At 66.3% G+C, this 12,369-nt stretch carries 11 protein-coding genes and 1 other RNA gene; 4 read left to right on the plus strand and 8 right to left on the minus strand.

All coding sequences use genetic code 11. From position 1 onward, the window contains the following. Positions 1-3 precede the first annotated feature (3 nt). Positions 4-1,887, plus strand: a complete 1,884-nt coding sequence (locus ACVXZ4_RS12420; protein WP_461797979.1) for an amylosucrase — start codon at positions 4-6, stop codon at positions 1,885-1,887. 124 nt (positions 1,888-2,011) lie between these two features. On the opposite strand, the gene ACVXZ4_RS12425 is transcribed toward ACVXZ4_RS12420, so the two are convergent. Then, complete coding sequence (locus ACVXZ4_RS12425; protein WP_461795150.1) at positions 2,012-2,653, minus strand: hypothetical protein; 642 nt, start codon at positions 2,651-2,653, stop codon at positions 2,012-2,014. A 79-nt stretch (positions 2,654-2,732) separates the two neighbouring features. Further along, positions 2,733-3,122: a transfer-messenger RNA gene (ssrA, locus tag ACVXZ4_RS12430) on the minus strand. A gap of 186 nt (positions 3,123-3,308) precedes the next feature. Here ssrA and ACVXZ4_RS12435 point away from each other — a divergent pair. Beyond that, complete coding sequence (locus ACVXZ4_RS12435) at positions 3,309-3,977, plus strand: SIMPL domain-containing protein (RefSeq protein WP_461795151.1); 669 nt, start codon at positions 3,309-3,311, stop codon at positions 3,975-3,977. 342 nt (positions 3,978-4,319) lie between these two features. Here ACVXZ4_RS12435 and smpB read toward each other — a convergent pair whose 3' ends face one another. From smpB to ftsE, 3 genes are all read right to left on the minus strand, one after another. Further along, on the minus strand, positions 4,320-4,796 hold the full coding sequence (smpB, locus tag ACVXZ4_RS12440; RefSeq protein WP_185203085.1) for an SsrA-binding protein SmpB: 477 nt from the start codon (positions 4,794-4,796) through the stop codon (positions 4,320-4,322). A 62-nt stretch (positions 4,797-4,858) separates the two neighbouring features. Next, positions 4,859-5,773, minus strand: coding sequence for a permease-like cell division protein FtsX (gene ftsX / locus ACVXZ4_RS12445; protein ID WP_461795152.1), 915 nt, complete (start codon positions 5,771-5,773; stop codon positions 4,859-4,861). Further along, complete coding sequence (gene ftsE / locus ACVXZ4_RS12450; RefSeq protein WP_461795153.1) at positions 5,770-6,540, minus strand: cell division ATP-binding protein FtsE; 771 nt, start codon at positions 6,538-6,540, stop codon at positions 5,770-5,772. Before ftsE ends, ftsX begins: the two co-directional genes overlap by 4 nt. 158 nt (positions 6,541-6,698) lie before the next feature. On the opposite strand from ftsE, the gene ACVXZ4_RS12455 reads away from it, so the two are divergent. Continuing rightward, positions 6,699-7,907, plus strand: a complete 1,209-nt coding sequence (locus ACVXZ4_RS12455) for a Gfo/Idh/MocA family protein (protein WP_461795154.1) — start codon at positions 6,699-6,701, stop codon at positions 7,905-7,907. A gap of 138 nt (positions 7,908-8,045) precedes the next feature. Here ACVXZ4_RS12455 and prfB read toward each other — a convergent pair whose 3' ends face one another. Beyond that, positions 8,046-9,155: a peptide chain release factor 2 gene (prfB, locus tag ACVXZ4_RS12460; RefSeq protein WP_461795155.1), complete on the minus strand. Its 1,110-nt coding sequence runs from the start codon at positions 9,153-9,155 to the stop codon at positions 8,046-8,048. A gap of 60 nt (positions 9,156-9,215) precedes the next feature. Between prfB and ACVXZ4_RS12465 the strand changes: the two genes are divergently transcribed. Further along, the gene (locus ACVXZ4_RS12465; protein WP_461795156.1) at positions 9,216-10,466 is read left to right on the plus strand and encodes an MFS transporter; all 1,251 of its coding nucleotides are present in this window, start codon (positions 9,216-9,218) and stop codon (positions 10,464-10,466) included. 7 nt (positions 10,467-10,473) lie between these two features. Here ACVXZ4_RS12465 and ACVXZ4_RS12470 read toward each other — a convergent pair whose 3' ends face one another. Together ACVXZ4_RS12470 and ACVXZ4_RS12475 are read right to left on the minus strand one after the other, a co-directional pair. Further along, positions 10,474-11,079, minus strand: a complete 606-nt coding sequence (locus ACVXZ4_RS12470) for a J domain-containing protein (protein WP_461795157.1) — start codon at positions 11,077-11,079, stop codon at positions 10,474-10,476. Next, positions 11,076-12,251, minus strand: coding sequence for a geranylgeranyl reductase family protein (locus ACVXZ4_RS12475; RefSeq protein ID WP_461795158.1), 1,176 nt, complete (start codon positions 12,249-12,251; stop codon positions 11,076-11,078). Before ACVXZ4_RS12475 ends, ACVXZ4_RS12470 begins: the two co-directional genes overlap by 4 nt. Positions 12,252-12,369: the final 118 nt, after the last annotated feature.

Genomic DNA, 12,369 nt, shown 5'->3' on the forward strand with positions numbered 1-12,369 from the left:
CGGATGGAAGCGACGGCGCATCCCCTCCGCGACCGAGTCTCGGCCAGCCGCCGCGACACCACCACCGACGCAGACTGGACGTCATTCGAGGCGCGATTCGACACGGAATCCCCCCGGCTCGGTGAGCTCTTCCGCCGTATCTACGGCGAGGGTGCCGAGGCGAGCGAGCAACTCGCACTGCTCGCCATCGACTGTGCGCACTCCTGGCAGCATCGCCCGGCGGATCTCCGCACCCTCGATGCGACCCGCGATGCGCGCCCGGACTGGTACCAGTCGAATCGGATGCTCGGAGGGGTCTGCTACGTGGACCTCTATGCCGGCGATCTGTCCGGCCTGCGCTCGCGCATCCCCTATTTCCGTGAACTCGGTCTCACCTACCTGCACCTCATGCCCCTCTACCTCGCGCCGGAGGAGAATTCCGACGGCGGCTATGCGGTCTCGAGCTATCGTGAGGTCAACCCGAGCCTCGGCACCATGCCGCAGCTCGCCGAGCTCGCTTCCGAGCTGCGCGCCAACGGCATCTCGCTTGTACTGGACTTCATCTTCAACCACACCTCGAACGAGCATGAGTGGGCTCGGAAGGCCCTCGCCGGCGACCCCGCCCACGAGGCGTTCTACTGGATCTATCCCGACCGCACGATGCCCGACGAATTCGAACTCACCGTGCGCGAGATCTTCCCCGACGACCATCCCGGTTCCTTCGTGCCGCTGCCCGACGGACGGTGGGTGTGGGCCACTTTCCATTCCTTCCAGTGGGATCTCAACTACCGCAATCCCGCGGTCTTCCGCGCGATGGCGGGAGAGATGCTCTTTCTCGCGAACCTCGGTGTGGATGTGCTGCGCATGGACGCCGTCGCGTTCATCTGGAAGCAGCTCGGCACTTCGAGCGAGAACCTGCCGGAAGCGCACCTGCTGATCCAGGCGTTCAACGCCGTGTGCCGCATCGCCGCACCCGCCCTGCTGTTCAAGTCCGAGGCGATCGTGCATCCCGACCAGGTCGCGGAATACATCTCTCTCGAGGAGTGCCAACTCAGCTACAACCCCCTTCAGATGGCCCTCATCTGGAACTCGCTCGCGACGCGGGAGGTCGGGCTGCTTGCGCAGGCCCTCGAGCGTCGGCACGAGATCGCGGATGGCACAGCCTGGGTCAACTACGTGCGCGGGCACGACGACATCGGCTGGACCTTCGCCGACGAGGATGCCGCGGAGTTGGGTATCAACGGCTCGGACCACCGCCGCTTCCTCAACTCGTTCTACGTGAACCGGTTCGACGGAAGCTTCGCCCGCGGAGTGCCCTTCCAGGACAACCCGCGCACCGGCGACTGTCGCATCTCGGGCACCACGGCCTCGCTCGCCGGGCTGGAGGCCAACGACCCCGGCGCGGTCGATCGCATCCTGCTTGCGCACTCGATCATCCTGAGTACCGGGGGCATCCCGCTGCTCTACCTCGGCGACGAAGTGGGCCAGCTCAACGATTACGGGTATCTCGAGGTTCCCGCGCACGCCGATGACAGCCGCTGGGTCGGCCGGCCGCCGTATCCGGCCGCTGCCTACGCGACTCGTGCCGATCCGACGACGGATGCCGGCAAGATCTACCAGGGACTCACCCGGCTGATCGAGGTGCGCGGCTACACCACCGAATTCGCGGGAGGCACACTGGTGCCGTTCACCACCCATAACCCCCACGTGCTCGGCTACCAGCGCCCCGGGCCGGACACCATAGTTCTCGTGCTCGCGAATTTCTCCGACGCCCCGGAGGAGGTCTCGGCCGAAACGCTGTCGGGCATGCCCGACCGTGCGACCGACCTGGTCAACGGCCACGTCGTGACCCTTTCGGGCGGAGTCACACTCGGAGCCCGCCGGTTCCTCTGGTTGCGGGTCGGCTGAGCCGCGCCCCCGGTGCAGTGCGCTCTTGCCGTGTGCGCAGAGCTCAACCGAACTCTGCTGCCATTCGTTGACCGTGCGGCGAAAAGATCGTCGGCGCGGTCCACTTTCGGGCGCGCAGTCGGTCTCAACCCACGGCGATCTCGCCCGCACTGCGTCGCAGCCGGGCGAGATCGATCGCGATGAAGGCGCGCAAGCGGGTGTCACGCTCGAGCTCGTAGAGGTCATCCGGATGCCGCATCGGCGCGATGTCCAGGCGTGACTCGATGGCGGTGCCGATCTCCGACCAGGCCTGGCCGCGGGCATCCTCGACCACGCTCTCGACGAACGTCGGGTCATCCACCAGGCGGGCCAGCTCGTCGGACAGGCCCGCGTAGGCCAACCCCCTCCTGGTGAGGAGACGGTAGTCGCGGGGGCCGTAGTCGTGCTCGTGGCGAGTGGGACCGTGCCGGTCCGTCACCTCGGCAGCGAGGTCATTCATCCGTTCGGCGTATTCCGCCTGCTCGACTGACAGGCCCGTGAGTTCCAGCGCGACCCAGGACGCCGTCTCGGCGGCATCGAAACGGTGATCGTCACGCAGGGCACTCACGATGATACGGTTCTTTACGTCCATGGTGAGAGCCGAGCGGGCGATCAGGAGCCCCTCTTCGACGGCACGCTCCACGGAGATCGGCTCCGCCACCGGCATCCGCACATAGGGACGGCTCGGCTTGATGCGCCCGGACTCGGGACGGCCCGCCGCAGGGCGCTTCTCGCGCTTCCTGGCCATGCGTCGATTCCCGCCTTCAGAGCCCCGGATGCCTCGCCCACCGTTCTGTGCGACAGTCAACAACGCGCGATAGCCACCAGGGTGGAGATGGGGGGAATTGAACCCCCGTCCACTGCTGTGGTCATATGCCTTCTACGGGTGTATCCAGTGAAATCGTTCTACTCGGCTCCGGAATTTGCCACTGGCATCCAATCCGACGAGCCCAGTCCCAGTAAAAGTCCCGCGGCGCCCTAAGACTTGGTGCTTTTACACACCGCGCCACAGCAATCTCTCTAAATTACGCCAGGATCCGGTTAGAGAGCATCCCCGGTCTGACGGACTTCATTAGTGCTCTTGCTTAGGCAGCGAGAGCGAAGTCAGCGCGGTTAGATTTCGCACTTGTTGTTTGCAGAGATCGTTTACGAGATAACCCTGCATCCTCGACCCGCTTCTCACACTCACGCAGGCAATGTCGAAACCGATCATCCCCAGGTGCACCTTCCCGTCTTGCAGGAAGTGTGAGCAGCTATCGCGCGCTGTTGAATTGTCACGGCTCGCAGGCGAGCCACTCTGCCTCTCGGCAGCCCTCAAGCATACGTCGGATGCCCGGCTTCCGCCACCGCTGAAAGGCATGGCAGGATACGGGGACGGCTTCGACCACCATTGGGGAGACAGTGTGACCGACACCATCATCACCGTGCAGGGCCGATTCTCATCGTTCTACCCGCCGGAGCGCGCGACGGTGCGGCTCTCCGTCGGATTCGAGGGGGCGGATCGTGAGTCCGTCTTCTCCGAAACGGTTGCGGTGGCATCCACGGTGCGCGGTCTCGTCTCGGCCCTGCACTACCCCGCCGCCGGCCCGATCACGTGGTGGTCGAGCGAGAGCATCCAGGTCTGGAGCTCCAAGCCGTGGAGCCAGGACGGAACCCAACTTCCCCCGGTGTTCCACTCCCGCGTGGGCTTCAGTGTCAAGTTCAGCGATTTCGCATCGATGGCGGAATGGATCGAGCAGGTCGCCGTGCTCGACGGCCTCACCGTCGGTGACATCACGTGGGCTCTCACCGAGGGACGCCGCACGGCGGTCATCGCCGAAGTGCGCTCTCGCGCGGTGAAGGATGCCGTGGCCAAGGCCAGCGTCTACGCCCAGAGCATCGGGCTCGGGTCGGTTCGCGCGGTCGCTCTCGCCGACCAAGGCATGCTCGGCGACCGGGTGGGGGCATCCGACGACGGCGGATCGCACCCGATGTCGCGGATGATGGCCACCGGCTCCGCCCCGGAACTCTCGCTCACGCCGGAAGACATCGAGGTCGACGCCGTGGTCGACGCGCGGTTCGTCGCGAGCTGAGTTGCGCTTGCCTGCCCGCATTCGCCGACTGCGCTGACGATTGTGCTCCATGCTGCCGAATATTCCGGCGGATGGTCAACAAACGGGCGCGCAAGCCTCGGCGCACCGGTGCGGACGGCCGTGTGGCGAGGACTTGCGCGACCCGGGTCTGGCCCGCGCCCGTCGCCCTGATCCGGATGCCCCACAGCGGAGACTCGCGGCGACACGCCGTTGCCGGGACGCGACGCGCCGAACGCGTCCGAGGATCTCCGCTATCGGGCCGACCGCGGGCATCCGGGCGGGACTAATCGACGAGATCACGGCCGCTCAAGCGACCCGACACGGGCTAGAGACTCGGAGGGCTTAGTCGCCGAGATTGCGGCGAGCGGACATGGCCCGATCCGCTTCGCGATTGTCTTGGCGTTCGCGCAGTGCCTGCCGCTTGTCGTACTCGCGCTTGCCCTTTGCGACGGCGATCTCGACCTTCGCGCGTCCGTCGCTGAAGTAGATCTTCAGCGGCACGAGGGTGTAGCCGCCCTCTTTGGTCTTGTTGTGGATCTTGAGGATCTGCGCCTTATGCAGCAGCAGCTTGCGCTTGCGGCGGGGCGGGTGGTTGTTCCAGGTGCCCTGGTTGTATTCGGGAATGTGCACGGCATCCAGCCAGGCCTCGCCGTACTCGACGAAGGCGTAGCCGTCGACAAGGGACGCCCGACCCTCACGCAAAGACTTCACCTCGGTGCCGGTGAGAACCAGCCCCGCTTCATAGGTGTCTTCGATCGTGTAGTCGTGGCGCGCTTTGCGATTGGTGGCCACAACCTTCTGGCCACGTTCCTTCGGCACGATTCACTCCTGGATAGATTGCGCGCAGGCGATCCGCGCGCAGCCCTCCACTCTAACGGGGTCTAGACCTTCAGGTACCGACTGATCGCGAAACTCGCGGATGCCGCAGCGAGCACCGCTCCGACCACGAGGAGGATCGGCACGACGACGTAGGCGTCGGACATGCCGATGAAGGGAGTGTCGAGCGACTGCGTGCCGAGGTACCCCTGCACGAAGAACCGCACGATCGACACGACGGCAAGGCTCGCGAGGACGGATCCGATGAGTGCGGCGATCACCCCTTCGAGGATGAACGGGGTCTGGATGAACCGGTTCGATGCACCCACCAGGCGCATGATCCCGAGCTCCCGTCTCCTTGAGAATGCCGACAGCCGGATGGTGGTGGCGATGAGTAGCACGGCCGCCACCAGCATGAGCACCGCGATGCTCACCGCGGTGAGGCTGGCGGCGTTGAGGGCGGCGAAGATCGGATCGAGGTACTTGCGTTGGTCGACCACCTGTTCGACACCGGCGAGACTCGCGACGCTCTCGCGGATGACGTCGGCCTTCGACGGGTCCTTGAGGTTGATGGAGAAGGTCTCGGAGAGGAAGGCCGGGGTGATGAAGTCCGCACCGGTGGTGTCTTTGAAGTAGGTCTTGTAGTTCTTGTAGACCTGGTCGTGGTTCTCGAAAGTGACCGACTTGATCAGTCCGGCGAGCGCCGGTGACTTCAGCTGCGCTTCGACTTCGGCCTTCTGGCTCTTGGTCGCCTCGACGAGATTGCACTGGCCGGCGGTGGAGGAATCGGTGCACATGTAGACCGAGACCTGCGCCCGGTCGTTCCAGTACCCCTTCATCTGGCCGATCTGGAACTGCAGCAGGATCGCCGCGCCCACGAAGGTGAGCGAGATGAAGGTCACGAGCACCACGGAGACGACCATCGAGATGTTACGCCGCAGACCGTTGCCGACCTCGGACATGATCAGTCCGAACCTCATCGGGTGACCTCCTCGGCCTGCCCGGCGATGCCGAGGTGTGACCGGGAGACGGATGCCGGCCCGAAGCCCTGCACCGGGATGGTCTGGGTCTGATAGCCGCCCTGGCGTTCGTCGCGAACGATCTGGCCACTGACCAGCTCGATCACACGGCGCTGCATCTGGTCGACGATGCCGGCGTCGTGAGTGGCCATAATCACCGTCGTTCCGCTCTGGCTGATGCGTTCGAGCAGCGTCATGATGCCGGCGGATGTCGAGGGGTCGAGGTTTCCCGTCGGCTCATCCGCCAGCAGGATTGCGGGCTTGTTCACGATTGCTCGGGCGATCGCGACGCGCTGCTGCTCGCCGCCGGAGAGCTCGTGCGGCAGCCGATTGGTCTTGCCGGCGAGGCCGACCATCTTCAGGACATCCGGCACAGCCTCCTGGATGAATCCCTTCGACTTGCCGATCACCTGGAGGGTGAACGCCACGTTGTCGAAGACGTTCTTCTGCGGCAGGAGGCGGAAGTCCTGGAACACCACTCCGAGGTTGCGCCGGAAATACGGCACCTTGCGGCTGGTGAGCTGCCCGAGATTCTGGCCGAGCACATGGATCTGCCCCTTCGAAGGGTTCTCCTCTTTCAGCACGAGGCGCAGGAAGCTTGACTTTCCACTACCGGACGCTCCAACGAGGAATACGAATTCGCCGCGGAGGATCTCAAGCGTCACCGCATTGAGCGCCGGGCGCGCGTTCCCCTTGTAGAGCTTGGTTACCTGATCAAACCGAATCATGACCGTTTGACTCTAAAGAGCTACTCCCGAATCGGGAAGTGCGACAGGCCGGATGTCGCGACTCTCAGAAAGCGGACGATTTGACTACACGAGTAGATTTGATCGTGCAGTTAAGGATTCGTGCAGTAACGAAGCTGTGATCCCCTGAAAGGTTGTTCATGTCGATCTCCATTGGCGTCGTCGGCGCCGGCCAGTTCGCCGGCCAGTTCTCGAAGCTGTTCAAGCTCCATCCCCAGGTTTCCCGCGTCCTGGTGACCGATCTCCTCCCGGAGCGCGCCTCGGAACTCAATGAGACTCAGCAGCTCGACGGCACCGTCACCGACTTCGCCGCGATGCTCGCCTCCGACGTGGATGCGGTAGCGATCTTCACCCAGCGCTGGACCCATGGGGCGCTCGTGCTCGAAGCGCTGCGCGCGGGCAAGCACGTCTATTCCGCCGTGCCGATGGCGATCACCGAGGACGAGATCGCCGCGATCATCGATGCCGTGCGCGAGACCGGCCTCACCTACATGATGGGTGAGACGAGCTACTACAACCCGGCAACCGTGTACGCCCGGGAGAAGTTCGCCGAGGGAGCCTTCGGTCGGGTCTTCTACGCCGAGGGAGACTACGTTCACGACATGGACCTCGGGTTCTATGCGGCCTACGAATACAGCGGCGGACCCGAGTGGAAGCGCACCGCGAGCTACCCGCCCATGCTCTACCCCACCCATTCCATCGGCGGAGTGCTCGGCGCGATCCCCACCCACGCCGTCAGCGTGAGCTGTATCGGAGTGACGGACGACCGCGACGACGGCGTGTTCGACCGGGAGACCAGCATGTTCGACAACGACTTCTCCAACGCGACGGCCCTGTTCGAGCTGGCCGGCGGAGGATCGATGCGAATCAACGAGATGCGACGGGTGGGTTACCCCTCGCACATCCGCGAATCGCGTTTCCGCTTCTTCGGCACCGAGGGCAGCTTCGAGCAGCTCGCGGAGGTGTCCGTCTGGCAGAACAAGGAGGGCATCGAGGACGTCACCGCGCTTCTCGCCACCGCCGAGAGCATGGATGCGGATGATGCGGCGCTCGCGCACGTCGCGCCGGAGCTGCGCGCATCCTTCATCTCCGGTCACGCCCCGGTGCACGACGCCACGCGCCTGCCCGAGACGTTCCTCGGCGCGCCGGACGGGCACGAGGGCAGCCACCACTTCCTCGCCGACGACTTCGTCACAGCAGTGGTGAACGGCACTCTGCCCCCGGTGAACGCGTGGGTCGCGGCCCGGTTCACGCTGCCCGGCATCGTCGCCCACCAGTCGGCGCTGCAGGGCGGCGTGCGGCTGCCGATCGACGACTTCGGGGATGCGCCGGAGACGCTGACGGTCTAGGTCTCGACACGGTCGCTGGGCGACCTACTCGACCAGCAGGCGGTCCGGTGGTCGAGTAGCGCGCTCAGCGCGCGTGTCGAGACCCGCGCAGCGTGCTGGTCGAGTAGCGCGCTCAGCGCGCGTGTCGAGACCGGGGGCCTACTCGCTCTGGTCGCGCTTACGCCACTTGATGCCGGCGTTGATGAAGCCGTCGAGATCGCCGTCGAACACGGCCGAGGGGTTGTTGACCTCGTAGTCCGTGCGCAGGTCCTTCACCATCTGGTACGGCGCGAGCACGTAGCTGCGCATCTGGTCGCCCCAGCTTGCGGTGATCACTCCGGCGAGTTCCTTCTTCTGCGCGGCCTCGCGCTCCCGCTCGATGAGCAGCAGCCGGGACTGCAGCACGCGCATCGCGGCGGCGCGGTTCTGGATCTGGCTCTTCTCGTTCTGCATCGAGACGACAGTGCCGGTGGGAATGTGGGTGATACGCACCGCGGAGTCGGTGGTGTTGACCGACTGCCCACCCGGGCCACTCGAGCGGAAGACATCCACTCGGATGTCGCCCTCCGGCACGTCGATGACGTCGGTGGTTTCGATGAGGGGGATCACCTCGACGGCCGCGAAGCTGGTCTGGCGCTTGCCTGCCGAGTTGAAGGGGCTCATGCGCACGAGGCGGTGGGTGCCGGCCTCGACGCTCATCGTGCCGAAGGCATAGGGCGCGTCGACCTCGATCGTCGTCGACTTGATGCCGGCCTCCTCCGCGTAGCTCGTGTCGAGCACCTTCGCGGGATAGTTGTGCTGCTCCGCCCAGCGGAGGTACATGCGCATCAGCATCTCGGCGAAGTCCGAGGCATCCACTCCCCCGGCTCCCGCGCGGATCGTGACGACGGCGGCGCGCGAATCGAACTCCCCGTTGAGCAGGGTCTGCACCTCCAGCTCTCCGAGGAGCTTCTGGATGCTGGTGAGCTCGGTCTGCGCGTCGGCCGCTGCCGAGGCATCCGCCTCCTCATTGGCGAGCTCGACCATGATCTCGAGGTCATCGAGGCGGCTCTGGATGCTCACGATCTTGGCCAGCTCCGCCTGCCGGTGGCTGAGGTCCGAGGTGATCTTCTGAGCCTTGTCGGTGTCGTCCCAGAGGTCGGGCACACCGGCCTGCTCGCTCAGGTCCGCGATCTCACGCTGGAGTTTCTCCACACCGACGACGGCGCGGATGTCCGCGAAGGTCGAGCGGAGTGCGGCGATCTGTTCAGAAAAATCGAGCTCGTCCATATCGCCGTCAAGACTACCGGGTGCCGGGGTTCGACCCCTGAGCGGGTAACGTCGCTACCGATGAGCAGCAGCGGACCGGACTTCAGCTTCCGGTCGATCGCTCTGCCGGCCATCCTGCCGACCCTGCTGTTCTCGGTGGGCGAGGGCGCCATCATCCCGATCATCCCCCAGGTCGCCGACAACCTCGGCGCTTCGCTCGCCGTCGCCGGGGTCATCGCGTCGATGATCCTGCTCGGAGAGCTGTTCGGTGACATCCCGAGCGGCTGGATCGTGAGCCGCATCGGCGAGCGCACCGCGATGATCTACGCCGCGCTGCTGTCCCTCGTCGGCCTTGTGACCGCCCTCGCCGCCCCGAATCCCTTCCTTCTCGGGCTGGGCATCTTCGCGATCGGGCTGTCGACCGCCGTCTTCGCGCTCGCCCGCCACGCCTTCATGACGAGCTTCGTGCCGCGCGAATTCCGAGCTCGGGCCCTCTCGACGCTCGGTGGAACCTTCCGTCTCGGCTACTTCGTCGGGCCGTTCATCGCCGCCGCGGTGATCCACCTCACCGGGTCGACCCAGTCCGTGTTCTGGGTGCACATCGCCGGCTGCATCGGGGCTGCGGTGCTCCTTCTCGTGCTGCGCGACCCCTCCGAAGCGCTCGCCGAGCGGCGGACCCCGCCGTCTGATCGAGAGGGTGGCGCTTTCCTCGCCGCGGAGTCGCGCGGCCTCTTCCGAACCATCTGGTCGAGTCGTGCCGTGCTCGCCCGGCTCGGCACCGGCGCTGCCTTGATCGGGGCGATGCGCGCGAGCCGCCAGGTGATCCTCCCTCTCTGGGCGGTGAGCATCGGAATACCGGATGCCCAGACCGCCCTGATCATCGGAGCGGCCGGAGCCCTCGACTTCGCGCTGTTCTACGCGAGCGGGCAGATCATGGACCGGTTCGGGAGGTTGTGGAGCGCGCTGCCGTCGATGATCGGTCTCGGTGTCGGGCACCTGGTGCTCGCGGTCACCCACGACCTGTCCACCGCCGTGCCGTGGTTCATCGCCGCGGCGGCCTTCATGTCGCTCGCTAACGGGCTCGGCAGCGGCATCCTCATGACCTTGGGCGCCGACCTCGCCGACCAGGCTAATCCCGCGCCCTTCCTCGGCGCCTGGAGGTTCACCGGGGATGCCGGGAGCGCGGTGTCGCCGCTCGTGCTCTCCGCCCTCACCGCCGCGGTGTCGATCGCCTTCGCGAGCGGAGTGCTCGGAGTGGTCGGGCTGCTCGGGGCCGGGGTGCTCCTGCGTTACGTGCCGCGCTATGCCCCGCGACATCCGCCCCTCGACTAGTCGGGGCTCACACCAATCGACGCCCGCGGCGGCTTCGACCGATCACCACGAGGGCGATCACCGGGGCGAGCAGGATTTCGAGGGCGACGAGGGATCCGAATGACGCGATCGTGACGGCGACCGCGGCATTGATCGCGCCGAACACGAGAGTACCCACCAGTGCGCTCTGACGACTCGTGCGGGCATAGGCGATGGCACACAGGTCGAGGGGCACGAGCAGCAGAAGGTTCCACGGCGAGAGCGGCAGGGTGCCCCCGAGGAAGCAGAACACACTGGCGACGAGCAGGAGGAAGGTCCAGATCAGGGTTGCCCCACTGCGCCGCGGCACGGGTCGGTCACCGGGTGTCGAGGTGTAGACGAGCGACTCGGTGATGCGTGGGGGGCTCGGCCTTCCCGCCGCGCCGACCCGCTCCGCCGCCAGCCGCAGCAACAGGTTGCGCGCTTCGCTCACCCGGATGAACTCCGCCGCCGCGGCGCGGGATTCGGCGGGCGAGGCTCCCGTGAACCGATCGGGATGCGACATCCGCGCGCGCTGCTTGAATGCCCGTTCGATCTCGGCCGGCGTCGCATCCAAATCCACTCCCAGCAGCAGGGCTGCTTCCGCCGATGTCACGAGCCGAACACTCGCAGTGCTCGACTCAAGACCCGGTTGGAGAGGATGCCGCCCAGCGTCTTCGTGCCGTCGCAGACCGCGAGGAACAGCCTCATTCCCGTGCGGGTATCTGCCAGCGCGAAGTGCACCATCCGCGGATGCTTCTCGAAGAAGCGCAGCAGGCGCTCCCCCGCCCGGATGTCCGGCTCGAGTTCCGCGTCGACCCGCCGGCCGTAGTCGTCGAGCGAGCCGCCTCCGGTGGTCGCGGCTGCGGCGGCATCGCCGGCCCAGCATCCGGAGCGCAGCGCGAACGAGAGGCCCTCGCGGGTCCACGGGTCGAGGAGGCCGGCGGCATCTCCCGCGACAAGCACACTGCCGCGGCGCAACGGGGAGTCCGGTGCCCTCCACTGGGTGAGATGGCCGCTCGATCGCTCGGTCTCCAGGGTGTCGAGGCCGGTGCTGTACAGCCAGGATTCGAGATAGTCCCGGGTCTGCTGCGGCTCTCCCCGCGCCTGGATCACGCCGACGGTGAGCACCTTCTCCTTGGGGAACACCCACGCGTAGCTGCCCGGCGCCGGTCCCCAGTCGAAGGCGATGCTGTCGTCCCAGGCCTGGGATTCCGGGGTGCGGGTCAGTTCCACCTCGAGGGCGAGGTCAATGCCGCGATTCTGCACGCCGACGTAACGCCCGATGCGACCACTCGTGCCGTCGGCGCCGATCACGACCCGCGCACGCAGGGTGGGGCCGTCCGTCGTCACGGTGACCAACCCATCCGCCTCCTCCACCGCCCTCACCACGACGGAGTCGCGGAAGGACGCTCCCGCGGCGACGGCCGCCGTGACCAGGGCCTCGTCGAAACGCTCTCTCTGCACCAGCGCAAGAAACGGCAGGGCGCGCCGGTAGGTCGTGGACGAACCCCCGCGCAGTGAGAACCTCACCTCGCGGGTCCGCTGCTCCACCGTGGACAACACCGAGTCCGGGAGGTGGGCGAGCGAGATGCCGATCAGGCCGCCGCCGCAGGTCTTGTAGCGCGGAAAACGTGCGCGATCGACAAGAAGGACGGATGCCCCACCCGCGGCCGCGACCCGCGCTGCGGACGAACCCGCGGGGCCGGCTCCGACCACCAGCACGTCCCAGATGACACCTGCCGAAGCAGCGTCATCGCGCGCCGGGTACGCGCCGCCATCCTCCATAAATCCCGACAGTACCCCAGCCGCAACCCGCTCAAGCCGGTCGCCCCTAAGCTCTCAGCATGATCCCCGCCGGGTGCTCAGGGGTCGCGGCCGCGCTCGACATCATCCGCCGGCGCGA

This window comes from Lacisediminihabitans sp. FW035, assembly GCF_054880895.1.

Excerpts from the sequence above, each read along its gene's own strand:
- ACVXZ4_RS12420 (WP_461797979.1), top strand. The coding sequence starts at position 4 with ATGGAAGCGACGGCGCATCCCCTCCGCGACCGAGTCTCGGCCAGCCGC.
- ACVXZ4_RS12425 (WP_461795150.1), bottom strand. The coding sequence starts at position 2,653 with ATGGCCAGGAAGCGCGAGAAGCGCCCTGCGGCGGGCCGTCCCGAGTCC.
- ftsX (WP_461795152.1), bottom strand. The coding sequence starts at position 5,773 with ATGAGGTTCGGACTGATCATGTCCGAGGTCGGCAACGGTCTGCGGCGT.
- ftsE (WP_461795153.1), bottom strand. The coding sequence starts at position 6,540 with ATGATTCGGTTTGATCAGGTAACCAAGCTCTACAAGGGGAACGCGCGC.
- ACVXZ4_RS12455 (WP_461795154.1), top strand. The coding sequence starts at position 6,699 with ATGTCGATCTCCATTGGCGTCGTCGGCGCCGGCCAGTTCGCCGGCCAG.
- prfB (WP_461795155.1), bottom strand. The coding sequence starts at position 9,155 with ATGGACGAGCTCGATTTTTCTGAACAGATCGCCGCACTCCGCTCGACC.
- ACVXZ4_RS12465 (WP_461795156.1), top strand. The coding sequence starts at position 9,216 with ATGAGCAGCAGCGGACCGGACTTCAGCTTCCGGTCGATCGCTCTGCCG.
- ACVXZ4_RS12475 (WP_461795158.1), bottom strand. The coding sequence starts at position 12,251 with ATGGAGGATGGCGGCGCGTACCCGGCGCGCGATGACGCTGCTTCGGCA.